This window comes from Shinella sp. CPCC 101442, from assembly GCF_024704725.1.
Taxonomy (GTDB): domain Bacteria; phylum Pseudomonadota; class Alphaproteobacteria; order Rhizobiales; family Rhizobiaceae; genus Shinella.
Genome location: NZ_JALIQS010000004.1, coordinates 311696 through 336611 on the forward strand (window position 1 = coordinate 311696; position 24916 = coordinate 336611).

The 24916-nt window shown below is 63.8% G+C and carries 26 protein-coding genes; 13 read left to right on the plus strand and 13 right to left on the minus strand.

What is annotated here, in order from left to right:
• The first annotated feature begins 90 nt into the window (after positions 1–90).
• Both dnaA and MUO32_RS16935 read left to right on the plus strand, forming a co-directional pair.
• Entirely contained in the window at positions 91–1641 is a 1551-nt protein-coding gene (dnaA, locus tag MUO32_RS16930) for a chromosomal replication initiator protein DnaA (RefSeq protein ID WP_308311302.1), read from the plus strand.
• 72 nt (positions 1642–1713) lie between these two features.
• Positions 1714–2214 carry an N-acetyltransferase gene (locus MUO32_RS16935; RefSeq protein ID WP_257949543.1) on the plus strand — a complete coding sequence of 167 codons (501 nt, stop codon included), beginning with the start codon at positions 1714–1716 and terminating at the stop codon, positions 2212–2214.
• Here MUO32_RS16935 and gcvA read toward each other — a convergent pair.
• Entirely contained in the window at positions 2211–3107 is an 897-nt protein-coding gene (gene gcvA, locus MUO32_RS16940; protein WP_257949544.1) for a transcriptional regulator GcvA, read from the minus strand. The two genes, MUO32_RS16935 and gcvA, sit on opposite strands and share 4 nt — an antisense overlap.
• A 137-nt stretch (positions 3108–3244) precedes the next feature.
• Here gcvA and MUO32_RS16945 point away from each other — a divergent pair, with 137 nt between their 5' ends.
• Entirely contained in the window at positions 3245–4174 is a 930-nt protein-coding gene (locus MUO32_RS16945; RefSeq protein WP_257949545.1) for a DMT family transporter, read from the plus strand.
• Here MUO32_RS16945 and hemW read toward each other — a convergent pair.
• The 4 genes from hemW to rph are packed head-to-tail and all read right to left on the minus strand — an operon-like array spanning position 4171 to position 7169.
• Entirely contained in the window at positions 4171–5364 is a 1194-nt protein-coding gene (gene hemW, locus MUO32_RS16950) for a radical SAM family heme chaperone HemW (protein WP_257949547.1), read from the minus strand. The genes MUO32_RS16945 and hemW overlap by 4 nt on opposite strands.
• A gap of 7 nt (positions 5365–5371) precedes the next feature.
• Positions 5372–6016 (minus strand): RdgB/HAM1 family non-canonical purine NTP pyrophosphatase, encoded by a 645-nt coding sequence (rdgB, locus tag MUO32_RS16955; protein ID WP_257949548.1) that lies wholly within the window; start codon positions 6014–6016, stop codon positions 5372–5374.
• A 7-nt stretch (positions 6017–6023) separates the two neighbouring features.
• Positions 6024–6440 carry a VOC family protein gene (locus tag MUO32_RS16960; RefSeq protein WP_257949549.1) on the minus strand — a complete coding sequence of 139 codons (417 nt, stop codon included), beginning with the start codon at positions 6438–6440 and terminating at the stop codon, positions 6024–6026.
• A gap of 9 nt (positions 6441–6449) precedes the next feature.
• Complete coding sequence (gene rph, locus MUO32_RS16965; protein WP_257949551.1) at positions 6450–7169, minus strand: ribonuclease PH; 720 nt, start codon at positions 7167–7169, stop codon at positions 6450–6452.
• A 174-nt stretch (positions 7170–7343) separates the two neighbouring features.
• Here rph and hrcA point away from each other — a divergent pair, with 174 nt between their 5' ends.
• Entirely contained in the window at positions 7344–8423 is a 1080-nt protein-coding gene (gene hrcA / locus MUO32_RS16970) for a heat-inducible transcriptional repressor HrcA (protein ID WP_257949552.1), read from the plus strand.
• Positions 8424–8513: 90 nt separating this feature from the next.
• A complete protein-coding gene (gene grpE, locus MUO32_RS16975; RefSeq protein WP_257949553.1) occupies positions 8514–9128 on the plus strand; it encodes a nucleotide exchange factor GrpE in 615 nt (204 codons plus the stop codon).
• 72 nt (positions 9129–9200) lie between these two features.
• Here grpE and ptsN read toward each other — a convergent pair whose 3' ends face one another.
• From ptsN to lptC, 6 genes are all read right to left on the minus strand, one after another.
• Positions 9201–9665: a PTS IIA-like nitrogen regulatory protein PtsN gene (gene ptsN, locus MUO32_RS16980; RefSeq protein WP_244761270.1), complete on the minus strand. Its 465-nt coding sequence runs from the start codon at positions 9663–9665 to the stop codon at positions 9201–9203.
• A gap of 72 nt (positions 9666–9737) precedes the next feature.
• The gene (gene hpf / locus MUO32_RS16985) at positions 9738–10313 is read right to left on the minus strand and encodes a ribosome hibernation-promoting factor, HPF/YfiA family (protein WP_257949554.1); all 576 of its coding nucleotides are present in this window, start codon (positions 10311–10313) and stop codon (positions 9738–9740) included.
• A 251-nt stretch (positions 10314–10564) separates the two neighbouring features.
• Complete coding sequence (gene rpoN, locus MUO32_RS16990; RefSeq protein ID WP_257949555.1) at positions 10565–12130, minus strand: RNA polymerase factor sigma-54; 1566 nt, start codon at positions 12128–12130, stop codon at positions 10565–10567.
• Between the two features lie 130 nt (positions 12131–12260).
• Entirely contained in the window at positions 12261–13046 is a 786-nt protein-coding gene (lptB, locus tag MUO32_RS16995; protein ID WP_257949961.1) for an LPS export ABC transporter ATP-binding protein, read from the minus strand.
• A gap of 35 nt (positions 13047–13081) precedes the next feature.
• Positions 13082–13642 carry an LptA/OstA family protein gene (locus MUO32_RS17000; protein WP_257949556.1) on the minus strand — a complete coding sequence of 187 codons (561 nt, stop codon included), beginning with the start codon at positions 13640–13642 and terminating at the stop codon, positions 13082–13084.
• A gap of 7 nt (positions 13643–13649) precedes the next feature.
• Entirely contained in the window at positions 13650–14318 is a 669-nt protein-coding gene (gene lptC, locus MUO32_RS17005) for an LPS export ABC transporter periplasmic protein LptC (RefSeq protein ID WP_257949557.1), read from the minus strand.
• A gap of 208 nt (positions 14319–14526) precedes the next feature.
• On the opposite strand from lptC, the gene sppA reads away from it, so the two are divergent.
• The 3 genes from sppA to MUO32_RS17020 are packed head-to-tail and all read left to right on the plus strand — an operon-like array spanning position 14527 to position 16169.
• Entirely contained in the window at positions 14527–15477 is a 951-nt protein-coding gene (gene sppA, locus MUO32_RS17010) for a signal peptide peptidase SppA (protein ID WP_257949558.1), read from the plus strand.
• A 9-nt stretch (positions 15478–15486) separates the two neighbouring features.
• Positions 15487–15804, plus strand: a complete 318-nt coding sequence (locus MUO32_RS17015) for an integration host factor subunit beta (protein WP_158565422.1) — start codon at positions 15487–15489, stop codon at positions 15802–15804.
• A 26-nt stretch (positions 15805–15830) separates the two neighbouring features.
• A complete protein-coding gene (locus tag MUO32_RS17020) occupies positions 15831–16169 on the plus strand; it encodes a DUF1049 domain-containing protein (protein WP_257949559.1) in 339 nt (112 codons plus the stop codon).
• 1 nt (position 16170) lies between these two features.
• Here MUO32_RS17020 and MUO32_RS17025 read toward each other — a convergent pair whose 3' ends face one another.
• Positions 16171–16617, minus strand: a complete 447-nt coding sequence (locus MUO32_RS17025) for a carbon monoxide dehydrogenase subunit G (protein ID WP_257949560.1) — start codon at positions 16615–16617, stop codon at positions 16171–16173.
• A 135-nt stretch (positions 16618–16752) separates the two neighbouring features.
• Between MUO32_RS17025 and MUO32_RS17030 the strand changes: the two genes are divergently transcribed.
• The 5 genes from MUO32_RS17030 to MUO32_RS17050 all read left to right on the plus strand — a co-directional run bounded on the left by MUO32_RS17030 (position 16753) and on the right by MUO32_RS17050 (position 22472).
• On the plus strand, positions 16753–17832 hold the full coding sequence (locus tag MUO32_RS17030) for a class I SAM-dependent rRNA methyltransferase (RefSeq protein ID WP_308311303.1): 1080 nt from the start codon (positions 16753–16755) through the stop codon (positions 17830–17832).
• Positions 17829–18683: an RNA methyltransferase gene (locus MUO32_RS17035; protein ID WP_257949561.1), complete on the plus strand. Its 855-nt coding sequence runs from the start codon at positions 17829–17831 to the stop codon at positions 18681–18683. The genes MUO32_RS17030 and MUO32_RS17035 overlap by 4 nt, the downstream gene beginning before the upstream one ends.
• Complete coding sequence (lspA, locus tag MUO32_RS17040; RefSeq protein ID WP_257949564.1) at positions 18680–19171, plus strand: signal peptidase II; 492 nt, start codon at positions 18680–18682, stop codon at positions 19169–19171. The genes MUO32_RS17035 and lspA overlap by 4 nt, the downstream gene beginning before the upstream one ends.
• Before the next feature lie 56 nt (positions 19172–19227).
• A complete protein-coding gene (locus MUO32_RS17045; protein ID WP_257949565.1) occupies positions 19228–21510 on the plus strand; it encodes a hybrid sensor histidine kinase/response regulator in 2283 nt (760 codons plus the stop codon).
• 83 nt (positions 21511–21593) lie between these two features.
• On the plus strand, positions 21594–22472 hold the full coding sequence (locus MUO32_RS17050; protein ID WP_257949566.1) for a GNAT family N-acetyltransferase: 879 nt from the start codon (positions 21594–21596) through the stop codon (positions 22470–22472).
• 149 nt (positions 22473–22621) lie between these two features.
• Here MUO32_RS17050 and MUO32_RS17055 read toward each other — a convergent pair whose 3' ends face one another.
• Positions 22622–24904: an NADP-dependent malic enzyme gene (locus tag MUO32_RS17055; protein ID WP_257949567.1), complete on the minus strand. Its 2283-nt coding sequence runs from the start codon at positions 24902–24904 to the stop codon at positions 22622–22624.
• Positions 24905–24916: the final 12 nt, after the last annotated feature.

Sequence of the window (24916 nt, forward strand, 5' to 3'; positions counted from 1 at the left end):
GATTGGCTCGACACGGAAGGGGGATGGCAAACATGGAAGGCGTCGGCAGGACTGCCGGCGTGGCGAAGAAGCATGAAAGAAGGCGGCAAGATGCAGATGAATACGGCCAGGACGACTGGTGCATTCGCGAACGGGGAAAATGCACTCAAGGCGCTTCCGAAAGAAGAAGTGCAGGCGGCGGGGGCCTCATCCGATATGAAGCAGGACGCGATTTTCGAACGGGTCAGCACGCGCCTCAAGGCGCAGGTCGGGCCGGACGTCTTCGCAAGCTGGTTCGGTCGGCTGAAGATCCATTCCGTCTCCAAGAGCGTCGTGCGCCTTTCGGTGCCCACGACCTTTCTGAAATCCTGGATCAACAACCGTTATCTCGATCTCATCACCAGCCTGTTCCAGCAGGAGGATGCCGAAATCCTCAAGGTGGAGATCCTGGTGCGCACTGCGACCCGCGGCGTGCGTCCCGGCAGCCTCGACGAGGCCGTTGCCGAACCCGTGCCGCAGGCCCAGCCGCGCCGCAGTGCCGGTGGCCCGCAGCCTATCGCCAATGCCATTGCCTCCATCACTCCGGCTGCCCAGCCGCGCGTCCAGCACACCGGCCCGCTGTTCGGCTCGCCGCTCGATCAGCGCTATACGTTCGACGCCTTCGTCGAGGGCACCTCGAACCGTGTCGCCCTTGCCGCCGCCCGCACCATTGCGGAAGCCGGTGCCGGCGCCGTGCGCTTCAACCCGCTCTTCGTCCATTCCAGCGTCGGCCTCGGCAAGACGCATCTCCTGCAGGCCATCGCGCTCGGCGCGCTTTCCAGCGCCCGCAATCCACGCGTCGTCTATCTGACCGCCGAATATTTCATGTGGCGCTTCGCAACCGCGATCCGCGACAATGACGCGCTCTCCCTCAAGGAGACGCTGCGCAACATCGATCTTCTGATCATCGACGACATGCAGTTCCTGCAGGGCAACTCGATCCAGAACGAATTCTGCCATCTCCTCAACATGCTGCTCGATTCCGCCAAGCAGGTCGTCGTCGCCGCCGACCGTGCGCCCTGGGAACTGGAATCGCTCGATCCGCGGGTGCGCTCGCGTCTTCAGGGCGGCGTTGCCATCGAGATGGAGGCGCCCGACTATGAGATGCGTCTGGAAATCCTCAAGCGCCGCCTCGCGGTTGCCCAGCGGGAGGATGGCTCGCTCGATATCCCCGTCGAAATCCTGAGCCACGTTGCCCGCAACATCACGGCGAGCGGTCGCGAACTGGAAGGCGCCTTCAACCAGCTGCTCTTCCGCCGCTCGTTTGAGCCGAACCTGACGATCGAGCGCGTCGACGAGCTGCTCGGTCATCTCGTCGCCGCCGGCGAGCCGCGTCGCGTGCGCATCGAAGACATCCAGCGCGTCGTTGCAAAACACTACAACGTCTCGCGCCAGGAACTGGTCTCGAACCGCCGCACCCGCGTCATCGTCAAGCCGCGCCAGATCGCCATGTATCTGTCGAAGACATTGACGCCGCGCTCCTTCCCGGAAATCGGCCGCCGCTTTGGCGGACGCGACCATACGACCGTGCTGCATGCCGTACGCAAGATCGAGGACCTGATCTCGGGCGATACCAAGCTCAGCCACGAGATCGAGCTGTTGAAGCGCCTGATCAACGAATAGGCCCTTTGCCTTCAGCGCGAACGCCGTGCCGTCCTCTGGATGCGCACGGCGTTCGTCTTTCGGGATACCCGCATGCGACTGCTCGTCACCTATATGGACCTGCGTGAACCGCCGGCGGGCCGGCCGATGCTGCCGGTGCCTGATGTCAATCTCCCCCTCCAGTCGGAGCGTCTTTCGGTCGAGGACTATCTGGCTCTCTACCGGGAAATCGGCACGCCGCTCACCTGGGATTCCCGCCTGCAAATGCGACAGGCGGCGCTCGCGGCATTCCTGTCCGCACCGTCGACAGCGACCTTCGTCCTGCGCGAGGAAGGGCGGGCGATCGGCCTCTGCGAATTCGATGCCGTCGACACCGAGGATGTCGAGCTCACGCATTTCGGCCTCGTGCCCGCTGCCTATGGCCGCCGCCTTGGGCCCTGGCTGCTCGATACGGCGCTACGGGCGATCTGGCGCGGGACGACGCGGCGCATCTGGCTGCATACGGACACGAACGATCATCCCAAGGCGCAGGCAACCTACAGGCGTGCCGGGTTCGAGGTCTACAAAGAGCAAATGGAAGATTTTTTGGACTAGCTGCCGCGTACCGCGCGCGCCTCCTCGGTCAGCCATTGCCGGAGGCTGGAGACGGCCGGGCGATCGAGCGCGCCGGGCGGATAGACGATGTAGTAGGCAAGCCCCGTCGTAACGCCCTTCGAGAAGGGGGCGATCAGCCGGCGCTCCTGGATTTCCCGCGCTACCAGCGAGAGGCGCACCAGCACGACACCGTCGCCGGCCTTCGCCGCTTCGATCGCGCCGTTGCTGTCGGTGAAGACAGGGCCGCGCTGGGTATCGATGTCCCGCACCCCCATGGATTCCAGCCAGAGCCGCCAGTCCTGCCGATGCACGTCATGGATCAGCACATGGTTGCGGAGATCCGCGGGGTCGTCGAGGGGTATCCGTTCGCGCAGCGCAGGGGCGATGACAGGCACGAGATCGTCGTCCAGCAGCCGTTCGCTGACCAACCCCTCGTAGCGCCCAAAGCCGTGGCGGATCGCGATATCAACGCCATCGCGGGCGAAATCGACGAGGCGGTTGGAGGCGCTGATGCGGATATCGGCGCCGGGCAGGCGCTCCTCGAATTTCGGCAGGCGCGGCACCAGCCATTGCGCCGCGAAGGTCGGCGTGCAGCTGATGAGCAGCGTGGCGGGCGAGCGCGCCCGGATCAGAAGTTCCTCCGTCGCCTCGCGCATCAGCCGGAAGGCCGAGCGCATGGCCTTGAAGTACCCTTCGCCATCGTCGGTCAGGAGAAGCCGACGCGGCTTGCGCTCGAAGAGCCGCACGCCGAGCGTCTCTTCGAGATCGCGGATCTGCAGGCTGACGGCGCCGGGTGTGACGGAAAGTTCACCGGCGGCGAGCGTGACGGAGAGGTGCCGCGCCGTCGCCTCGAAGGCGCGCAGACCGGACAGAGAGGGAAGGCGACCGTTCATGGTTTAGTTTTCCTCGCGCATCTCGGGAAATATGATCGTTTGTCTCAGGCGGAAACAACCGGAATTATAGCATTAATTCCGGTGTTTCGCATCCGGCTCTTTCATCCGGTTTAGAATTAATCTTTGAGGAGACTATCATGGCAACGCGTCCCATGACGACCATCGAATGGGGCCTGCTCATCGCGCTTTCCGCGCTCTGGGGCGGTTCCTTCCTGTTCAACGGCATTCTCGTGCGCGAGCTGCCGCCGCTCACCATCGTTGCCGCCCGCGTGGCGCTGGCGGCGGTTGCGCTCTGGACCATCGTGCGCCTCTCCGGCCATGCGGTGCCGCGCAGCCGCGAGGTGTGGCTCGCCTTTCTCGGCATGGGCGTGCTCAACAACGTCATCCCCTTCTCGCTGATCGTCTGGGGCCAGACACATATCGCAAGCGGCCTCGCTTCGATCCTCAACGCCACGACCCCGCTCTTTGCCGTCATCGTCGCCCATGTACTGACGCAGGACGAGAAGATGACGGGAGGCCGGCTGATGGGCGTGCTCGTCGGCTTTGCCGGCGTCGCCCTGATGATCGGCCCCTCCGTGCTCTCCGATCTCGGCACGAACGTGCTCGCGCAGCTTGCCGTGCTGGGGGCCGCGATTTCCTATTCCTTTGCCGGTATCTGGGGTCGCCGCTTCCGCCGCATGGGCTTGCCGCCGATATTGCCGGCCGCGGGGCAGGTCACCGCGTCGGCGCTCATCATGCTGCCGGTGGCATTGGTCGTCGATCGCCCCTGGACGCTCGCCATGCCCTCGCAGGAGGCCTGGTTCGCGCTGTTCGGCCTCGCGGTGCTCGCCACTGCGCTCGCCTATGTCATCTTCTTCCGCATCCTCGCAACGGCGGGAGCAACGAACCTGATGCTCGTCACCTTCCTGATCCCCGTCAGCGCCATCCTGCTCGGCGCGCTGGTGCTTGGCGAGGTTCTGGCGCCGAAGCACTTTGCCGGCATAGCGCTGATCGCCGTCGGCCTTGCGGCCATCGACGGGCGCCTGTTGAAGATGGTGAGGGGAAAGCCGCGGGCGCAGGACGCCTAGCAGGCGAGGTCAGCCACGACGGCGTCGAGGATCAGCATGCCGGCCGGCGTACAGCGCAGGCGGGAATTGCCGAGGCGCTCGATAAAACCGTGCTCGATGAGAAACTGTTCGCGATCCGGATCCGGTTCGCGGCCGGACAAGGCCTGCCAGCGTACGAGATCGATGCCCTCCTTGAGGCGCAGGCCCATCAGCAGCAGCTCGTCGGCCTGCGCTTCGCGCTCCAAAAGCTCCTGGTCGACCATGCCATGGCCTTCCGTCTCCACGAGGCTCAGCCAACCCTCGGGCTTGCGCTCCGTGGCGGTCGCGATCTTCGCCCCGCCGGTCGTCAGCCGGCCATGCGCGCCGGGGCCGATGCCGACATAGTCGCCATAACGCCAATAGGTGAGGTTGTGGCGGCTCTCGGAGCCGGGGCGGGCATGGTTGGAGACCTCGTAGGCCGGCATGCCCTCGCGCTCGGTGATTTCCTGCGTCGCCTCGTAGAGAACGGCGGATTGCTCGCCGTCGGGCACGATCAGCTTGCCGGCCTTGTGCAGGCCGTAGAAGGGCGTGCCCTCCTCGATGGTGAGCTGGTAGAGCGAGAGATGGTCGACGGCGTAGGAGACGGCCTCCCTCAGCTCGCGGTCCCATTCCTCCACGGTCTGGTTCGGGCGGGCATAGATGAGGTCGAAGGACATGCGCGGAAAGATGTCGCGCGCCAGCCGGATCGCCTTCAGCGCGTCGGCGACGTCATGCAGTCGTCCCAGAAATTTCAGGTCGCGGTCGTTCAGCGCCTGAACGCCGAGCGAGACGCGGTTGACGCCGGCGGCGCGATAGCCGCGGAAGCGCTCGGCCTCGACGCTGGAGGGGTTGGCCTCCATGGTGATCTCGATACCGTCAGGCACATGCCAGTGGCGGGCGATGCCGTTGAGGATCGCGTCCACCGTCTCCGGCGCCATCAGCGAGGGCGTGCCGCCGCCCATGAAGATGCTGGTGACGGTGCGCGAGCCGGTCAGCCGGCGCATCGTCGCCATTTCCTTCAGGAAAGCCTGCACGAAGCGCGGCTGGTCGACCGGCTGGTGGCGCACATGGCTGTTGAAGTCGCAATAGGGGCATTTGGCGGCACAGAAGGGCCAGTGCACATAAATGCCGAAGCCGGGATCGGAAAGATCCGGCGTAAAACTCGGCCGCATGTCGAAGGGCACTGCCGTCATGTGTCTGTTACGCCTTCAGGCAGGTTTCGACGAAAATCTTGAAGGCGCGCGCGCGGTGCGAGAGGGCCGCCTCGTCGCCGGGCTTCCAGCCGTGTTTTTCCTCCGCGCTCATCTCGCCGAAGGTCGTCTCGTAGCCCTCGGGCTGGAACACGGGGTCGTAGCCGAAACCCTTGGCGCCGCGCGGCGGCCAGACGACGGTGCCTTCCACTTCGCCACGGAAGAGTTCCGTATGGCCATCCGGCCAGGCAAGGCAGAGTACGGAGACGAAGCGCGCGGTGCGCTCCTTCGCGTCGGTCGCGCCCTTGTCGGCGAGCGCCTTTTCGACCTTCTCCATGGCCATCGCGAAATCGCGCGTGCCGTCTTCCTTTTCCGCCCAGTTGGCGGTGTAGACACCCGGCGCACCATCGAGCGCGTCGATGACGAGGCCGGAATCGTCGGAAAGCGCGGGCAGGCCGGAGGCTTTCGCGGAGGCAAGCGCCTTGATCGCGGCATTCTCTTCAAAGGTCGTGCCCGTTTCGTCCGGCTCGTCAAACTTCAGTTCGGCGGCGGATTTGGCGGAGAAGCCGAAGGGGCCGATCAGGTCCTCGATCTCGCGGATTTTTCCCGCATTGTGGCTGGCGACGACGATCGTCTTGGTGTCGAGCTTGCGCATAAGGGTCCTAAGCGATGTTCCAGAGACCGGGCTCGGCACATTCGAGACTGTTGCCGGCGGGGTCGCGGAAATAGATGGAGCGGGCGCCGTTCGGCCAGCGAAAGTCCGCTTCGATGGTGATGTCGGCTTCTATGAGCTTTTTTACCCAGAAATCAAGCGCCGGGCCTTGAACGCGGAAACAGGCATGGCCCGCACCCGTCGCCCCGTGCACCGGCACGGGAAAGGCCTGGGGTGGTGGCGGATGCACGGTCTCGCCGGGATTGAAGATCAGGAGAACGCCGGGGCCGCAGCGAAAGAAGACATGGCGGTTTGCCTGCCGCGTGATCTTTTCGAGCCCCAGGATGCCGCCGTAAAAGGCTTCCGCCGCGTCGAGGTCATCGGCATAGAGTGCCGTTTCCAGAATGCCTTCGATCGCGGCGGTCATGAGCGGCCTTTATCCGGCGATCGCCTGCTTCTGCAGGGCGACGAGTTCGGCAATGCCGTTGCGGGCAAGCGTCATCAGGCTGGAGAATTCCTCCTCGGTGAACGGCTTGCCTTCGGCGGTGCCCTGGATTTCGACGATCCCGCCAGAACCGGTCATGACGAAGTTGGCATCGGTCTCGGCGGCCGAATCCTCGAGATAGTCGAGGTCGATCACCGACTGGGCGGCAAAGATGCCGCAGGAGATCGCGGCGATATGATCCTTCAGGACCTTCTCGACCTTGATCATGCTGCGGGCTTCCATCCACTTCAGGCAATCGTGCAGGGCAACGAAGGCGCCGGTGATGGAGGCAGTGCGCGTGCCGCCATCGGCCTGGATCACGTCGCAGTCGATGGTGATCTGACGTTCGCCAAGCGCTTCGAGATCGACGATGGCGCGCAGGGACCGGCCGATCAGGCGCTGGATTTCCTGCGTGCGGCCGCCCTGCTTGCCGGCGGCGGCTTCGCGCCGCATGCGGTCGCCGGTGGCACGCGGCAGCATGCCGTACTCGGCCGTCACCCAGCCCTTGCCGCTGTTGCGCAGCCACGGCGGCGTCTTGTCCTCGAGGCTTGCCGTCACCAGCACATGCGTGTCGCCGAACTTGACGAGACAGGATCCCTCGGCATGTTTGGAAACGTTGCGCTCGAAGGAAACCTTGCGCATCTGATCGGTTTTTCTGCCGGACGGCCGCATTGCGAACTCCTGTCTGAGATATATTGGAAGCTGCTTTAGACCAGTTCGCCGGGTGATGGAATGGTGCAAGGCGGGTGGCTGGGAAAATCCGTTTTGCGCTGACCGTCTAAATCACTATATTCCGTTTGGGATAACGGCGTTATTCCCAGGGAATAACAAGGTTGCAGATGAAAGATGGTTTTGAGGTCTCCGGGTCCTGATATTCAAGCGGCGCTGGACGAGCGTTCGGGTGAAGTCTTCCGCCGTATCGTGGAAAGCTATCTGGAAAGCGGCGAGCCGCTCGGTTCGCGCAATCTGTCGCGCATCCTGCCCATGTCGCTCTCCCCCGCTTCCGTGCGCAACGTGATGAGCGATCTCGAAGAATTGGGCCTCGTCTACTCCCCGCATGTCAGCGCCGGGCGTCTGCCCACGCAGCTCGGCCTGCGCTTCTTCGTCGATGCCTTCATGCAGGTCGGCAATATCTCCGCGGAGGATCGTGCCTCGATCGAACGGCATGTGCGTCCGCACGGGCAAAAGCATACCGCCGTCGAGACCATGATGAACGAGGCGAGCCAGGCTCTATCCGGCATGTCGCGCGGCGCCGGCCTCGTTATCACCACGAAGAACGATGCCGTCCTCAAGCATGTCGAGTTCATCCGCCTGGAGCCGACCAAGGCGCTTGTCGTGCTCGTCGGCGACCACGACCAGGTGGAAAACCGGATTATCGAGCTGCCGGCGGGCGTCACGAGTTCGCAGCTTACGGAAGCCGCCAATTTCCTCAATGCCCACCTTGCCGGCAACACGCTGCTCGAGGCGCGTTCCCAGCTGGAGCGCCTGCGCGGCGAAATCAGCGGCGAGCTGGACAAGCTGTCGCAGGATCTGGTCGAGCGCGGCCTTGCTGTCTGGTCCGGCGGCTTCGACGAGGCGAAGCCGACACGGCTTATCGTGCGCGGTCGGGCGAACCTGCTGGAAGGCCTTGCCGGCGTCGAGGATATCGATCGCCTGCGTATGCTTTTTGACGATCTCGAACGCAAGGACAGCCTGATCGAGCTTCTGAACCTCGCGGAAACCGGTCCGGGTGTGCGCATCTTTATCGGCTCGGAGAACAAGCTCTTCTCGCTGTCGGGATCGTCGCTCATCGTCGCGCCCTACCGGGACAGCGAGGAGAAGATCGTCGGCGCCGTCGGCGTCATCGGTCCGACACGGCTCAACTATTCCCGTATCGTGCCGATGGTGGACTATACGGCGCAGCTGATGTCGCGCCTTTCCCGCTGAACCGCGTCATTCCAGCCATCGGCCCTTGATTTTTCAGGCTCAAAGCTCGATATCGGGCCCAAACCCAAGAACAGCAATTCGGAGTACGTCATGACCGACGAGACCAAGAAACACGGACCTGACGACGCGGTGGATATCAGCCTCGCTGCGGAAGCAGCGGCAGACGCCGCCGTCGAGGCTGACACCCCGGCCGAGCCGGACCCGATCGACGTGCTGCGCGCGGAAAATTCGGATCTTCGCGACAAGTATCTGCGCCTTGCCGCCGAGATGGACAACCTGCGCCGCCGTACCGAGCGCGACGTCAAGGATGCAAAATCCTATTCCGTCGCCGGCTTTGCCCGCGACATGCTGGCCGTCTCGGACAACCTGCGCCGTGCGCTCGATGCCATCCCGGCCGAAGCGCTTGCGAACGATGAAAGCGTGAAGACGCTTGCCGAAGGCGTCGAGATGACCGAGCGTTCGATGCTCGCAGCCCTCGAACGCCACGGCGTGCGCAAGCTTGAGCCGGTCGGCGAGAAATTCGATCCGAACTTCCACCAGGCGATGTTCGAAGTGCCGAACCCGGAGGTCCCCAACAACACGGTGGTCCAGGTCGTGCAGGAAGGCTACGTCATCGGCGAGCGCGTTCTGCGGCCGGCCATGGTCGGCGTCGCCAAGGGCGGCCCGAAGGTGCCCGCCGGCGAAGCGAACACCGCACAGGCCTGATCAAGCCTTTTACGGACAAAGAAAAACCGGCGACCGCAAGGCCGCCGGTTTTTTTATGGGAATCGAAAAGCCTCAGGCCGCGTTCGACGCGTGTTCTTCACTGAGGCAGGCATAGATCGCGCTTTCGCTGTCGGAAGCACGCAGCTTTGCGACCATGGTGGGGTCGCGCAGCACGCGGGCGATGCGTGAAAGAGCCTTCAGGTGGTCCGCCCCTGCGCCTTCCGGCGCCAGGAGCAGGAAGACGAGATCGACCGGCTGGTCGTCCAACGCTTCGAAATCCACGGGGGTCTCGAGCCTCGCGAAGAGGCCGGTAATCTGCGAAAGTTCCTTCAGCTTGCCGTGCGGGATGGCGATGCCATTGCCCACGCCGGTCGAACCGAGCCGCTCGCGCTGAAGGATGACGTCGAAGATCTCTCGTTCCGGAAGCCCGGTGATCTTTGCCGCTTTTACCGCCAGTTCCTGAAGCAGCTGCTTCTTGGAATTGGCCTTCATCGCCGGAATAATCGCACTCTGCTGCAGTAGACCTGCCAATGCCATGCTTTTGTCCTCGTGCGCTGGGTGAAGGTTTGAAGAAGCGTGGTGCCCGTCCCGGCACCACGCTTCCATCACTCAGCTTTTGATATTGGCTGCGTCTATCCAGCCAATATTGCCGTCGTTGCGTCGGTAGACGATATTGAGCTGCTCCGATCCGGCGCTGCGGAAGAGAAGAACCGGGTCATCCGTCATGTCGAGCGCCATGACAGCGCCTGCGACGGACATCGTCCTCAGTTTCTTCGTGCTTTCCGCAACGATGGTCGGTGCGTAGTCCTCGGGAAGCTCATCTTCTTCATCGGGGACCGAATCCATCACCGTGTAAGCCACTTCTGCAAAGGCGTCGTGACCATTGCCGTTGTGGTGGGCCTTGAGTTTGCGCTTGTACCGACGCAGGCGCTTCTCGATCCGTTCCGAGGCCGATTGGAAGGCCACGAAGGGATCATTTGCTTCGCCATTGGCTTGCAACGCCATCCCGGTATCGAGATGGACCTTGCAGTCGGCACTGTACCGCGATCCCGCTTTTTCTACGGTGACCTGGCTCGAATATCCTCCGTCAAAATACTTGGTTACGGCCTCTTCCACCTGCTCTTCAATGCGCTGGCGGAAGCTGTCACCGATTTCCATATGTTTACCGGACACACGCACACTCATGGAGGTTACCTCTCTTTCATGATTTGCGCGCACCAGTCTATTCCAACCTCATCTGTGTTCCAAGCTTTTCACGCACGCGCTGTGTGCTGCACTGCACGCTCGAAAAAAACCGGGGATATGTTTGGAAGTCCGGCATTTCTTCCCTTCGGAATTGGGGCGCGAGTTAGCCCTTCCCGTTAACGAAGTCAATCGCCGGATTCAGGCATTGTTAACTTCGGTTTACTGGAAACGCTGATTTTCCAGCTGTTTCCTCAGGAAGCGGCGACCTTGGCGAGCGCCCGCTTCTCGCGCCGGCGCTGCACGGAGGAGGGAATATTCATCGCCTCGCGATATTTGGCGACCGTCCGGCGGGCAAGATCCACGCCGCCCGTGCGCAGGATATCGACGATGTCGTCGTCCGACAGCACGGCGTCGGGGGCTTCCTGCGTGATCATTGTGCGGATGCGATGGCGCACGCTCTCGGCGGAATGAGAATCACCACCCTCCGCCGAGCCGATCGAGACGGTGAAGAAATATTTGAGTTCGAACAGGCCGCGCGGCGTCAGCATGTACTTGTTCGATGTGACGCGGCTCACCGTCGACTCGTGCATCTTGATCGCTTCGGCGACGGTTTTCAGATTGAGCGGCCGCAGGTGATCGACGCCGTGCATCAGGAAGGCGTCCTGCTGGCGTACGATCTCGGTCGCCACCTTCATGATGGTGCGGGCGCGCTGATCGAGGCTGCGCGTCAGCCAGTTCGCCGTCTGGAGGCAATCGTTGAGGAAGGCGTAGTCCTCGCTGTTGCGGTTCGCATGGCGGGAGACGGCGGTGTGGTAGTCGCGGTTCACAAGGACGCGCGGCAGCGTGTCGGCATTGAGTTCGATATGCCAGGTGCCGTCGGGAGCCGCCCGCACGAGGATATCGGGCATCACGGCCTCGGACGGGCTCGTTTCGTAGCGCGTGCCGGGCTTCGGGTCGAGCTTGCGGATCTCCGCGAGCATGTCGAGAAGGTCTTCCTCGCCGACGCCGCAGAGCTTCTTCAGCGTCGAAAAATCGCGCCGGGCGAGCAGTTCGAGATTGTCGACGAGCACCGCCATGGCGGGGTCCAGCCGGTCGCGCGCCTTCAGCTGGATGGCGAGACACTCGCTGAGCGAGCGGGCGAACACGCCGGGCGGGTCGAGCTCCTGCAGGCGGGCAAGCACGCGCTCGATCTCGCCGACGGGTTTGCCGAGTTTCAACGCCGTCTCCGCGGTACTGCCCTGCAGATAACCGGCCTCATCGAGCTGATCGACGAGATGCTGGGCGATCAGCCGGTCGACGGGATCGGGAAGGACGAACGGAATCTGTTCATTGAGCACGTCGGACAGTGTCTTGCGGCTCGCCACGAAGTCGTCGAGATCGTAACCATCGCCATCCCCGCCGCCGCCGGGCATGGATTTCCACTGGCCGATGAGCTCGGGCGCATCCGCGCTGCGGGGGCCGGCATCGTCGGGAAAGATATTGTCGAGGCCGCCGTCGAAACTTTCCGGCGCACCGCCGGTACCGCCTTCGGTGGCGGAATCGTAGAGGTCCGGCTGGAAACTTTCGTCACTGCCTGTGTTTTCGGCATGCAGGCGTTCGCCGCCGGATGCGGAATAGTCATCCACACCGGGATAATCGTCGCGCACGCCGTCCTCGGCGGGGGCGATTTCAAGCAGCGGATTTTTTTCGATTTCCTGCTCGATGAATTGATTGAGCTCGACATGCGTCATCTGCAGCAGCTGAATCGACTGCATCAGTTGCGGTGTCATCACCAGCGACTGACTTTGGCGCAGGAAAAGGCTTGCGGCGAGGGCCATGCGGACGCTCTACTCCTGGAAAAATCCGCGCAAAACCCAGACGGCCGGCGGCTAAAATCCAACTGGCCCAAAAATTGCTTTTTTGAGGGGTTTGGTCAAGCGCCGGCTGCGCGGATGGTGAAGATCGGCCTCAGAGGCTGAAATTGTCACCAAGATAGAGGCGGCGCACATCCGGGTTGCTGACGATGTCGTTCGCCCGGCCATGCGTCAGCACTTCGCCGGCATGGATGATATAGGCGCGGTCGATCAGCCCGAGCGTCTCGCGCACATTGTGGTCGGTGATGAGCACGCCGATGCCGCGCGAGGTCAGGTGGCGCACCAGCGCCTGGATATCCGCCACCGAGATCGGATCGACGCCCGCGAAAGGTTCGTCGAGCAGCATGAAGGTCGGGTCGGTGGCAAGCGCACGGGCGATTTCGAGACGGCGGCGCTCGCCGCCCGACAGCGCGATGGCCGGCGACTTGCGCAGATGCGAGATCGAGAATTCGGCCAGCAGGCTGTCGAGCTTCTGCTCGCGCCGGGCCTTGTCCTTGTCGTGCACTTCCAGCACCGCGCGGATGTTTTCCTCAACCGTCAGGCCGCGAAAGATCGAGGCTTCCTGCGGCAGGTAGCCGACGCCGAGGCGGGCGCGACGGTACATGGGCATCGTCGTCACGTCGTTGCCGTTGATCTCGATCGAACCCTCATCGACCGGCACGAGACCGGTGATCATGTAGAAACAGGTCGTCTTGCCCGCACCGTTCGGGCCGAGCAGGCCCACGGCCTCACCACGGCGCACGACGAGCGAGACACCATTGACGACGCGGCGGTCGCGATAGGTCTTCGTCAGGCCGCGCGCGATCAGCGTTCCCTCATAGCGCGAGAGATCGGTGCTGTGATGGGCGTCCGGCGCGGCCTTTTTCGGGCGGCGCTTCAGCCGGGAGAGGAGGGACAACGACACAGGGCTGCTGATCAGTTGGTCGTCTTGCGCGACTTCGGGTCGAGCTGGATCATGACGCGGCCGCCGCAGGCGTCGAGCTTGGCTTCGCCCGTGCGCATGGTGACGGCGAGCTGGCAGCCGACGAAGACATTCTTGCCTTCCGACAGCACGACCTTGTCGCCCTTCAGAAGCAGCGTCTCGTTGACGAGGTTGAAGGTGCCGGTATCGGCCGTCGCTTCCTGCGTTCCGGACTTGAGGTAGACCTTGCCGGACACATCGATCTTCTCGATGTCCGCATCGCCGCTTGCCACCGAGCCGCCGCCCGACTTGTAGTAGACCACCATATTGCCGGCCTGCAGCGTCGTCGTGCCCTGCACGACCTTCACATTGCCGGTGAACTCGGCCTTGTTCTCCTGGTCGCGGATCTCGAGCTTGTCGCTCTGGATCTGGATCGGCTGGTCGTTCGAAAGCTGCATGCCCTTCATGCGGCTGGTGGTCTGCTGCGCGCCCGCGGGCCCAGAAGCCAGCGCGAGGCCGGCGGCGAGAACGAAAAGGCTGGCGGCCCGGACGGGGGCGGAGAGACTGGCGAACATGGCGCTCTTACTTTTCTCGGTTACGGATGGCGGCGGGGTCGACATCGACGACGACCTTGCCTTCGAAGACGACGGTCCGGCCTTTATCCGTCATTCGCAGCGACTGCGCAACAATGGATGCCTCCGGCGAACGGATGGAAACCGGCTCCGTCGTGTGCATGCTGCCGCCGTTGATATCGAGATGGGCGGAGCGGAAGGCGGCTTCCAGACCGGTGTTGAGATTGATCGTGAAGGGTGCGACCATGTCGAGCAGGTTCTTGCCGCGGTCGTAGATACCGGTTGCGGCCACCACTTCGGCAACCGTCGTCTCGTTGACCGGCATCTTCGCCTTGATGTTTTCGAGCGTGATGACGTCGGGCTGCTTCATATCCTGCAGCGCCCGTTCGGCCTTCATGGAATAGCTGATGCCGGCGTCGTTGCGGCCCGATATCGCCGGATTGCGCATGACGATCTTGCCGTCCTCGATGGACGCACTTTCGACCTGCAGGTCGGCGGGAATCCAGGTGCGCACGATCGAAACGACGACGAAGATGGCTCCGACGACAAGGGCTGCGGCCGGTAGCGCCACCTTGAGAAAGCGCACGCGCGAGGAATGCCGCGTCGCGAGGCGATATGCCTCGGCGGAAACATTCATGCCCGGCGCACCCGTCGGTGCCTCTGTCACGCTGTTCAGCATTCTGCCTGCTTGGTTCGAGCCATCCGGCCTTCGCTCGCGGAAGCGACGGGCCGCATGCATAACGGGGCCCATATGGCGATTATTCCTGAACAAACAATGGATGTGCAAGAAACTTCAGCGACGATTTGCCATTTGCGCCGGGAATGCCATATCGATAAGGCCTTCGGCAAGCCAAGACTTCGCCGAACCAGGACATCGAGGACAGGGAATGGATCAATCCGCCATCGCCGATCGCCGGCACCTGCGACGCAAGCTGACCTTCTGGCGCGTCGTGGCCATCGTGATCGCGCTCGCCGCCGTTTTTGCCGCCGCAAGCTGGGGCTGGAAGGACAAGGGCGCGGTCGACCACATCGCCCGCGTCAGCATTTCCGGCATCATCCAGGATGACAGCGAGCTTCTCGAACGCCTCGACCGCATCGCGAAAAACGACCGGGCCAAGGCGCTCGTCGTGACGATTTCCTCGCCCGGCGGAACGACCTATGGCGGTGAAGTCATCTTCAAGGCGCTGCGCAAGGTGGCGGAAAAGAAGCCTGTCGTGTCCGACGTGCGCACGCTCGCGGCCTCCGCGGGCTATATGATCGCCACCGCCGGCGACACGATCATTGCCGGCGAAAGCTCGATCACCGGTTCCATCGGCGTGCTCTTCCAGTATCCGCAGATGAAGGAGCTGATGGACAAAATCGGGGTTTCCCTCGAGGAGATCAAGTCGGCGCCGCTGAAGGCCGAACCCTCGCCCTTCCATCCGGCAAGCGAGGATGCCAAGGCGATGATCCGCGCCATGGTGATGGACAGCTACGACTGGTTCGTCGATCTCGTCGTGGAGCGCCGCAAATTGCCGCGTGATCAGGTTCTGCGTCTTGCCGACGGCAGCATCTTCACCGGCCGCCAGGCGCTCGCCGCCAAGCTGGTCGATACGCTCGGCGGACCGGAGGCGATCCGTGCCTATCTGGATGAGCGCAAGGTGGCCGCGGACCTTCCCTTCGTCGATTATGACGCGCCGCGCAGGTCCGGCTTCCCGTTTCTCGGCGGCAGTATCCAGGAACTTGCTCGCTCTATTCTCGGCCTCTCGCTCGACCTTCAACCGACGATCGAAAAGCTGACCGGCGAAAAGTTGTTTCTTGACGGTCTGGTCTCGGTTTGGCAGGTTGATCGCGATTGAAAAACAAGAATTTTTGAGGGGGATACAGTGATCAAGTCGGAACTGGTTCAGATTGTCGCCGCACGCAATCCCCACCTCTATCACCGCGACGTCGAGAACATCGTCAACGCGGTGCTCGACGAGATCACCGATGCGCTGGCTGCCGGAAACCGCGTCGAACTGCGCGGCTTCGGTGCTTTCTCCGTCAAGAACCGCCCGTCGCGCTCCGGTCGCAATCCGCGCACGGGCGACGCCGTCTTCGTCGAGGAGAAGTGGGTCCCCTTCTTCAAGACCGGCAAGGAACTGCGTGAGCGCCTGAATCCCGGCCAGGCCGATCAGGACGATTGAGGGCTTCGCGCCAGACAGGTGACGCCATGATCAAGAGAATAATCAACGTCGTCGTGCTTCTGCCGATCGCCATCGTGCTGATCGTGCTTTCGGTGGCCAATCGCCAATCCGTGACGCTGGCGCTCAATCCCTTCCGCCCTGAGGACAGCGTGCTGTCGGTGACCGCACCGTTCTTCGTCTATCTCTTCCTCGCCGTGATCCTCGGGCTCGTCATCGGTTCGCTGGCGACCTGGTTTGCCCAGAGCAAGTACCGCAAGCGCGCCCGTGTTGAAGCGAACGAGGCGGTGAAGTGGCACGGTGAAGCCGAAAAGCACCGCACCCGCGCCGAAGCGATCGCCTCGCAGGCCGTCATCCCCGCAAAATAGTCTATGGCGCGCCGTTTAGCCGCGCGCCAAAATCGGCGAAGAACTGGGTGGCGAGCTTCTTCGACGAGGAATCGATGAGGCGTGAGCCAAGCTGGGCGAGCTTACCGCCGATCTGCGCCTTCACGTCATAGGACAGGATGGTGCCGTCGCCATCCTCGGTGAGCCGCACATCCGCGCCCCCCTTGGCAAAGCCGGCGATGCCGCCCTTGCCTTCGCCCGAAATCGTATAGCTCTCGGGCGGGTTGAGGTTGGAAAGCGTCACTTCGCCGCTGAAGCTTGCAGAAACAGGGCCGATCTTGATCTTCACGGTCGCTTCCAGCTCGGTCGGCGATTTCATGGTCAGCGACTGACAGCCGGGAATGCAGGCTCTGAGGATGTCGGGGTCGTTGAGCGCTGCCCAGACGGCGTCGCGCGGCGCGGCAATGCGTTCTTCGCCGGTCATGTCCATGATCGATCCTCCCTTGAACCTTTCCGATTTATCGCAATCGGAAAGCGCTTTGCCAAGTGGGGGAGGGATGGTATGGGAGCCGCTTGTTTTCCGGCGCCGCCGGCACCCCATTCAACCGACGACGGACGACCCATCGTGAAGGACAGACCCCGCCGGCCGAAGAGCGGCCCCGCCGCGCCCGTGAAGGCGCCCGTGAAGGCGTATGTGCAAAAGGCCCCTGCCGCGAAAGCCAGCGCCCCGAAAAAGGAGCCGCGCCCGGCCCCCGAAACGCCCGCCCGCCCGCTGATGCGTCGCGAGGGCGACAAGCCCGCCGAGCGCGTGCCGGTGATCCTCGAAACCGCCGGCTCCGACCAATATCGTCTCATCGACAGCGGCGCCGGCGAAAAGCTGGAACAGTACGGCCCCTACCGCATCGTGCGGCCCGAGGCGCAGGCGCTCTGGCAGCGCAGTCTTCCCGATAGCGTCTGGGACAAGGCCGACGCGCTTTTTACCGGCGATACGGACGAGGACGGCATGGGGCGCTGGAAGTTCCCCAAGGTCCTGCTCGGCGAGACCTGGCCGATGCAGCTGCTCGGCGTCGATTTCCACGGCCGCTTCACCGCCTTTCGCCATGTCGGCGTCTTTCCCGAGCAGCTCGCCCATTGGAGCTGGATGAAGGAAAAGGTCGAGACGGCCGGTCGCCCGCTCAAGGTGCTGAACCTCTTCGGTTACACCGGCGTCGCCTCGCTGGTCGCCGCTTCTGCCGGTGCTGAAGTCACCCATGTCGACGCCTCCAGGAAGGCGATCGGCTGGGCGCGGGAAAACCAAACGCTCGGGCGCATGGACAAGCTGCCGATCCGCTGGATCTGCGAAGACGCGATGAAGTTCATCCAGCGCGAGGAACGCCGCGGCAGCAAATACGACATCATCCTCGCCGACCCGCCGAAATTCGGCCGCGGCCCGAACGGGGAGGTCTGGCATCTCTTCGATCACCTGCCGCTGATGCTCGACATCTGCCGCGAGATCCTGTCGCCCAAGGCCATCGGCCTGGTTCTGACGGCCTATTCGATCCGGGCGAGCTTCTACTCCATCCACGAGCTGATGCGCGAGACGATGCGCGGTGCCGGCGGTACGGTGGAATCGGGCGAGCTTGTCATCCGCGAGAGCGGTCCTGACGGCCGAAATGCCGGCCGCGCGCTCTCCACTTCCCTCTTCAGCCGATGGATCAGCGCATGAGCCAGGAACACCATGGGAGCCGCCGCGTCGGACAGGTGAAGGAGGTCACGAGCCTTTCCAATCCGATCGTCAAGGACATCAAGGCGCTCGCCAACAAGAAGGACCGCGACGAGACGAAAAGCTTCATGGCCGAAGGCCTGAAGCTCGTCATCGACGCGCTGGAGCTCGGCTTCGAGATCAGAACGCTGGTCTATGCCAAGAACGTCAAGGACAAGCCGCAGGTCGTGCAATGCGCGACCAAGACCGTGGCGCGTGGCGGGCTGGTGCTCGAGGTCAGCGAGAAAGTGCTGTCTTCGATCACCCGGCGCGACAATCCGCAGATGGTCGTCGGCATTTTCACGCAGCGCTGGACGAGCCTGCGCGACATCAGGCCCAAGGCGGGCGAGACCTATGTGGCGCTCGACCGCGTGCGCGATCCCGGCAATCTCGGCACGATCATCCGCACGGCGGACGCGGCGGGTGCGAGCGGCGTGATCCTCGTCGGCGAAAGCACCGATCCCTTCTCGATGGAAACCGTGCGCGCCACCATGGGCTCGGTCTTCGCCGTGCCGCTGGTGAAGGCGAGCGTGGCCGATTTCCTCGGCTGGAAGAAGGGCGCGGGCGTCTCGGTCGTCGCGACCCATCTCGCCGGCGCGGTCGACTACCGCACCATCGACTACAAGAAAAAACCCGTCGTGCTTCTCATGGGCAACGAGCAGTCCGGCCTGCCGGAGGAGCTTGCCCGCGAGGCCGATGCGCTTGCTCGCATCCCGCAGGTCGGCCTTGCGGATTCGCTGAACCTCGCGATTGCCACGGGTGTTATGCTCTTCGAGGCGCGCCGCCATCTGCTCACGCTGGAAGCGCGCGCATGAACGCTCGCATTCCGCTGATGTCGCGGCCGGTGCCGGTCGTCGTCTTCATCCTGTGCGCCCTGCTTCTCGACCAGGCCGTGAAATTCGCCGTCGAGATGTGGCTTCCCTTCCAGGAGGCGGTGCATGTCACGCCGATGCTGGCGCTCTACCGCACCTACAATTACGGCGTCGCCTTCTCCATGCTGTCGGGCATGGAGGGCTGGTTCATCGTGACGCTCCGGCTTTTCGTCGTCGGTTTCGTCATCTGGCTGTGGCGGCAGACGCCGAAGGAGCGTGGCTTTGCCCATGCCGGCTATGCCTTCATCATCGCCGGTGCTTTCGGCAACCTGATCGATCGCGCGCTGTTCGGTTATGTCATCGACTATGTGCTGTTCTACACCGAGACCTGGTCGTTTGCCGTCTTCAATCTCGCCGACAGTTTCATCACCATCGGCGCCGGCCTCGTCATCCTCGACGAGTTGCTTCTCCTGCGCCGCCGGGATCGATAAAATTTGAGCGACTTGCTGAAGCCGATTTGAACGGTCCGCGTGATAAGCGGATCGTCATGAGCGAACCCGTCAAGCTACAGAACCGGCTCCAGGCCGAATTTGCCGAAGCGCAGCGCCGTTCCAGCCGCGCCGACTCCCAGGGAGACACGGTGTCCGGTTCCCCCGACGTGGACGTCGATATCGTCGTGCCACACCCGGAGCCGGAGCGCCATGCGACGATCCGCAGCGTGATCGCCGGCATCGGCCTGTTGTCGGCCGCACTGGTTCTGGCGACCGGCATGGCGACCGGTTTCTACATCGCCGCCGCCGCGCTCGGCCTCGCCGGCATTGCCGGCGTCGTGTTCCTCTATCGCACCCGCCGTCCGTCCGTCGCCGAGACCGATCGCGATCGTTCCTGGGAGCGTAGCGAGACCTCGGAAATCCTTTCGGCCATTCATGACGTGCTCGGTGACATCGTCGTCATGCGCGCGCTCGACGGCCGCATCCTGCGCGCAAATGCCGTGCTTTCAGAGCTTACCGGCATCGCCGACGTGAAGGGCAGGACCTGCGAGGAGATCGGCCTTTCCTTTCGCTCGCAGGCAATCGCCCACCGCTACGATGTCGCTGTGAGCGGCACCGCCGGAAAGCGCATCTATTCCTGGCACGATGTCACCGTGCGCGACCCGGCTTCCGGGGAGCTCGTGGTGCATTCCATCGCCCGCGAGGTTACGGAGGAGCGCCGCGCCGAGGGCGAGCGCGAGCGCGCCCGCCAGCGCGCGGAAGAGGCCAGTGCCGCGAAATCCCGCCTGCTCGCCACCGTCAGCCACGAAATCCGCACGCCCCTGTCGGGTATTCTCGGCATGTCGCACCTGATCGGCCAGACGCGCCTGACCGCCGAGCAGAAGAACTATCTGGCCGGCATCCGCCAGTCCGGCCACGCGCTCGTGCAGCTCGTCGACGATCTGCTCGATTTCTCGACCATCGAAGCCGGCCGCTTCCAGCTCCGTCCGTCGGAAGAGCCGGTGCGTCCGATGCTGGAAAGCGTCGTGGAAATGCTGTCGCACCGCGCCCATGAAAAGGGCATCGAGATCGGTTCCTTCGTCTCGCCTGAGGTGCCGGGCCTGCTCACCTACGATGCACCGCGCCTGCGCCAGGTGCTCTACAACGTCGTCGGCAATGCGGTGAAATTCACGCATACCGGTGGCATCTCCATGGAAACGACGATGGAACGCGGCGCCGTCGTCGTCCGCGTCACCGATACCGGCCCCGGCATGAATGCCGAGGAACAGGCGCGCATCTTCCACGAATTCGAGCAGACCGGCAGCGCCGCCCAGCGCAGCGGCGGCACGGGTCTCGGCCTTGCCATATCCGCCCGCATCCTCAACGAGGCCGGCGGTGCGCTGACACTGGAGAGCACGCCGGGCAAGGGCAGCACCTTCACCATCCGCATGCCGGTCGATACCCGAAAAACCGTCGGCGGCACCTCGCGCAAAGGCGTGCTGAAGGGCAGCATGGTTTTCCTGCTGGCGCCGGCCGGTCCGGCGTCGAAGGCGCTGGTGCGCACCATCGATGCGCTCGGCGGCAGTTGCCATCTTGCCAGCTCCGTCGATGAAGCTTTCGATCTCCTGCAGGGTCTCGCCGGCCGCAAGGCCGAGCTGACGGATATCATCGTCGACAACAGGCTCGCCGGCGTCTTTCGCCGCGAACTCGCCGATCTCCACTATGTCAGAGACAGCCGCGCCCGCCGCATCTACCTCGTCAATCCCGAGGAGCGGACGGGTCGCGCCATCGGCAATGGCGAGGGCTACGATTCCTGGCTGATCCGGCCGCTGCGCGAGCGCTCGCTCGTCGAGGTGCTGCGCGGCCGCATGAAGGGCATCGAGGTGCGCGATGCGATCAACGACAACCGGCCGATCCTGAAGGACCTGCCGCAACTGGCCGAGCCCACGCCGTCATCAGCGACGGGCGCGCGCATCTTGCTTGCCGAAGACGACCCGGTCAATGCCATGCTGGTGCGCGCGGTTCTGGAGCGTGCCGGTCATACGGTGCGGCATGTGCCCGATTATCCTGCCCTCGTCTCAGCGCTTGCCGGCGCCACCGATGCCGGACCGTTTGCGGCCGATCTCATCGTCACCGATCTCGGCATGCCCGGCGGTGACGGCAGGGAGATGATCGCGCGGATCGTGCAGCGCGACTACGGCAACGCCCGCCTGCCGGTCATTGTGCTGACGGCCGACAGCCGGGCCGGCCTTGCCGAGGACCTGCTTGCCGTGGGTGCCGATGCGGTGTTGGCGAAGCCCGCCGATCCGGTGCAGCTCATCGCGGAAATCGCGCGCCTTGCCCGCTATGTGACAGCCTGATCTTCTCAAGCCGTCCTTGCGTCATTATCTTGTTGCAGAATCGTGGTTAAACCCACGGAGTTCCTGATAACGGGTATACTGCCATGACGCTCGACCTTGCCCAGACCATCGCCCCGGTGGAGATCGCCCAGAAGACCGTTCCGGTCGCCGGACGTTCGGGAACGGACGTGCTCGGCCGCATCGGCAACCTGGAAACGCGCATCGCCCGCTCCGTGAGCGAGATCGACGCCGCCCAGGCCGTGCGCTACCGCGTTTTTGCAGAGGAAATGAACGCCCGGCTATCGCCGGATGCCGTGCGCCGCAAGCGCGACATCGATGCCTGGGACATGGTCTGCGACCACCTGCTTGTGCTCGATACCTCGATCGAGGGCGACGCGGAAGAACAGATCGTCGGCACCTATCGCCTGCTGCGCCAGGACGTCGCCACCGTCTCCGGCGGCTTCTATTCCCAGTCGGAATTCGATGTGGACACGCTGATCGCCCGGCATCCGGAAAAGCGTTTCATGGAACTGGGCCGTTCCTGCGTGCTGCCGGCCTACCGGACCAAGCGTACCGTCGAGTTGCTCTGGCAGGGCAACTGGGCCTATGCGCTGAAGCACGGCATCGACGTCATGTTCGGCTGCGCGTCCTTCCATGGCGTCGTGCCGGAGGAGCATGCGCTGGCGCTCTCCTTCCTGCACCACAACGTGCAGGCTGAGGACGAGTGGAACGTTTTGGCCCGCCCCGAGATTTTCCGCACCATGGATCTGATGCCGTCCGAAGGCATCGATCCGCGCAAGGCGCTCTTCGCCATGCCGCCGCTCATCAAGGGCTATCTGCGCCTCGGTGCCACAGTCGGCACCGGCGCCGTCGTTGACCACGGCTTCAACACGACGGACGTTCTCATCGTGTTGCCGATCGGCAAGATTTCCGGCCGCTACCTCAACTATTACGGTGCGGACGCCGGACGTTTCGCCAGCTAGAGCACTTCCGCATTTCCGGACGCAAAACCGCTTCGCGCTTTTGCTGGAAATGCTCCCGGCAATCGCCCGGTTGAAACTTTCATGACGGTCAGCACAGCCAGATTTTACCGCCCGTCCCGTTATCGGGGCGGGCGGTTTTTCAGGTCTGATCAGCCGGCATTGTGGGCGGCGAGCGTCGCCATGTTGACGATGTCGCTGTCCTTCGCCCCCATCGAGACGATCTGCACGGACTTGTCGAGGCCGACGAGCATCGGGCCGATGACGGTCGAGCCGCCGAGTTCCTGCAGCATCTTGGTCGAAATCGACGCCGAGTGGAATGCCGGCATGACGAGCACGTTGCCCGGCCCCGAGAGGCGGCAGAACGGGTACTGTTCCATGATGCGCGAATTCAGCGCCACATCCGCCGCCATCTCGCCGTCATATTCGAAATCGACGCGGCGGCGGTCGAGGATTTTTACCGCTTCCCGCACCCGTTCGGACCGTTCGCCCGAGGGGTGGCCGAAGGTCGAATAGGCGAGCATCGCGACACGGGGCTCGTAGCCGAGGCGGCGGGCGAGGCCGGCCGCCTCTTCGGCGATGTCGGCCAGCTCATCGGCATTCGGCATGTCATGCACGGCCGTATCGGCGACGAGCACGGCACGGCCGCGGCACAGCGCCAGCGAGGCGCCGATCACCCGGTGACCGGGCTTGGCGTCGATGCAGCGGCGGACATCCTCGAGCGCCGTGGAATAGTTGCGCGTCAGGCCGGTGACCATCGCGTCCGCATCGCCCAGCGCCACCATGCAGGCGGCGAAATGATTGCGGTCGTTGTGGATCAGGCGCTGGGCATCGCGGTACAGAAAGCCGTTTCGCTGAATGCGGGCGTAGAGATAGTCGATATAGGCGTCGTTGCGGGTCGAGATGCGCGCATTGAGCAGTTCGATGCCCGGCCGGTCGAGATCGATGCCGGCGCGGTCGGCGACTTCCCGCATCCGGTCGTCGCGGCCGACGAGGATGGCGGTGCCAAGCTGCTGGTTGGCATAGGAGACGGCGGCGCGCATCATCTGCTCTTCCTCGCCCTCGGCGAAGACGACCCGCTTGGGGTGACGGCGCACGCGGGCGTAGATCTGCTGCAGCGTCGAGGCGATGGGGTCGCGGCGGGCCCTGAGATCGCGCGCATAGGCGTCGAGATCGGCAATGTCCTTGCGCGCGACGCCCGTCTCCATCGCCGCCTTGGCGACCGCGACGGGGATCGCCGAGATCAGGCGCGGATCGAACGGCACGGGGATGATGTACTGCGCGCCGAAGCGCGGGCGCACACCCTGATAGGCGGCGGCGACGTCGTCGGGCACGTCTTCCTTGGCGAGCTTGGCGAGTGCCTCGGCAGCGGCGATCTTCATCGCGTCGTTGATCGTGGACGCCCGCACGTCGAGTGCGCCACGGAAGATATAGGGGAAGCCGAGCACGTTGTTGACCTGGTTCGGATAGTCCGAACGGCCGGTCGCGACGATCGCGTCGTCACGGATGCGGGCGACTTCTTCCGGTGTGATTTCCGGATCCGGGTTGGCCATCGCGAAGATGATCGGGCGCGGCGCCATGGCGCGGATCATGTCTTCCGAGAATGCGCCCTTGGCGGAGAGGCCGAACACCACGTCGGCACCTTCCATGGCCTCCGCCAGCGACCGCCGGTCGGTTTTCACCGCATGGGCCGACTTCCACTGGTTCATACCCTCTTCGCGGCCCTGGTAGATGACGCCCTTGGTGTCGCAGAGGATGACATTGTCGGGTGCAAAGCCCATCGACTTGATGAGCTCGATGCAGGCGATGGCGGCGGCACCGGCCCCGTTGCAGACGAGCTTGGTCGTCTTGAAGTCGCGGCCGGTCAGCGCCAGCGCATTGATCAGGCCGGCGGCGGCGATGATGGCGGTGCCGTGCTGGTCGTCGTGGAAAACGGGGATGTCCATCAATTCGCGCAGGCGCTGCTCGATGATGAAACAGTCGGGTGCCTTGATGTCCTCGAGATTGATGCCGCCGAAGGACGGGCCGAGATAGCGCACGCAGTTGATGAACTCGTCGACATTCTCCGTGTCGACCTCGAGGTCGATGGAATCGACGTCGGCAAAGCGCTTGAAGAGGACGGACTTGCCTTCCATGACGGGCTTGGAGGCGAGCGCCCCGAGATTGCCCAGACCGAGAATGGCGGTGCCGTTCGAAATGACGGCGACCATGTTGCCGCGCGTCGTGTAGTCATAGGCGGTCGACGGATCCTCGGCGATGGCCTTCACCGGCACTGCAACGCCGGGCGAATAGGCAAGCGACAGGTCGCGCTGGGTCGCCATCGGCTTGGTCGGCGTGATCTCGAGCTTGCCGGGACGGCCGGACGAATGGAAATCCAGGGCTTCCTGGTCCGTGACGGTTGCCCTCTTACGATCTGTTTTGTCGGTTCCCGGCATATTCCCCCCTTC

What these genes read in the sequence shown, in the direction of transcription:
- dnaA (WP_308311302.1), top strand. Translation starts at nt 91, where the DNA reads ATGCAGATGAATACGGCCAGGACGACTGGTGCATTCGCGAACGGGGAA.
- MUO32_RS16935 (WP_257949543.1), top strand. Translation starts at nt 1,714, where the DNA reads ATGCGACTGCTCGTCACCTATATGGACCTGCGTGAACCGCCGGCGGGC.
- gcvA (WP_257949544.1), bottom strand. Translation starts at nt 3,107, where the DNA reads ATGAACGGTCGCCTTCCCTCTCTGTCCGGTCTGCGCGCCTTCGAGGCG.
- MUO32_RS16945 (WP_257949545.1), top strand. Translation starts at nt 3,245, where the DNA reads ATGGCAACGCGTCCCATGACGACCATCGAATGGGGCCTGCTCATCGCG.
- hemW (WP_257949547.1), bottom strand. Translation starts at nt 5,364, where the DNA reads ATGACGGCAGTGCCCTTCGACATGCGGCCGAGTTTTACGCCGGATCTT.
- rdgB (WP_257949548.1), bottom strand. Translation starts at nt 6,016, where the DNA reads ATGCGCAAGCTCGACACCAAGACGATCGTCGTCGCCAGCCACAATGCG.
- MUO32_RS16960 (WP_257949549.1), bottom strand. Translation starts at nt 6,440, where the DNA reads ATGACCGCCGCGATCGAAGGCATTCTGGAAACGGCACTCTATGCCGAT.
- rph (WP_257949551.1), bottom strand. Translation starts at nt 7,169, where the DNA reads ATGCGGCCGTCCGGCAGAAAAACCGATCAGATGCGCAAGGTTTCCTTC.
- hrcA (WP_257949552.1), top strand. Translation starts at nt 7,344, where the DNA reads ATGGTTTTGAGGTCTCCGGGTCCTGATATTCAAGCGGCGCTGGACGAG.
- grpE (WP_257949553.1), top strand. Translation starts at nt 8,514, where the DNA reads ATGACCGACGAGACCAAGAAACACGGACCTGACGACGCGGTGGATATC.
- ptsN (WP_244761270.1), bottom strand. Translation starts at nt 9,665, where the DNA reads ATGGCATTGGCAGGTCTACTGCAGCAGAGTGCGATTATTCCGGCGATG.
- hpf (WP_257949554.1), bottom strand. Translation starts at nt 10,313, where the DNA reads ATGAGTGTGCGTGTGTCCGGTAAACATATGGAAATCGGTGACAGCTTC.
- rpoN (WP_257949555.1), bottom strand. Translation starts at nt 12,130, where the DNA reads ATGGCCCTCGCCGCAAGCCTTTTCCTGCGCCAAAGTCAGTCGCTGGTG.
- MUO32_RS17000 (WP_257949556.1), bottom strand. Translation starts at nt 13,642, where the DNA reads ATGTTCGCCAGTCTCTCCGCCCCCGTCCGGGCCGCCAGCCTTTTCGTT.
- lptC (WP_257949557.1), bottom strand. Translation starts at nt 14,318, where the DNA reads ATGCTGAACAGCGTGACAGAGGCACCGACGGGTGCGCCGGGCATGAAT.
- sppA (WP_257949558.1), top strand. Translation starts at nt 14,527, where the DNA reads ATGGATCAATCCGCCATCGCCGATCGCCGGCACCTGCGACGCAAGCTG.
- MUO32_RS17020 (WP_257949559.1), top strand. Translation starts at nt 15,831, where the DNA reads ATGATCAAGAGAATAATCAACGTCGTCGTGCTTCTGCCGATCGCCATC.
- MUO32_RS17025 (WP_257949560.1), bottom strand. Translation starts at nt 16,617, where the DNA reads ATGGACATGACCGGCGAAGAACGCATTGCCGCGCCGCGCGACGCCGTC.
- MUO32_RS17035 (WP_257949561.1), top strand. Translation starts at nt 17,829, where the DNA reads ATGAGCCAGGAACACCATGGGAGCCGCCGCGTCGGACAGGTGAAGGAG.
- lspA (WP_257949564.1), top strand. Translation starts at nt 18,680, where the DNA reads ATGAACGCTCGCATTCCGCTGATGTCGCGGCCGGTGCCGGTCGTCGTC.
- MUO32_RS17045 (WP_257949565.1), top strand. Translation starts at nt 19,228, where the DNA reads ATGAGCGAACCCGTCAAGCTACAGAACCGGCTCCAGGCCGAATTTGCC.
- MUO32_RS17050 (WP_257949566.1), top strand. Translation starts at nt 21,594, where the DNA reads ATGACGCTCGACCTTGCCCAGACCATCGCCCCGGTGGAGATCGCCCAG.
- MUO32_RS17055 (WP_257949567.1), bottom strand. Translation starts at nt 24,904, where the DNA reads ATGCCGGGAACCGACAAAACAGATCGTAAGAGGGCAACCGTCACGGAC.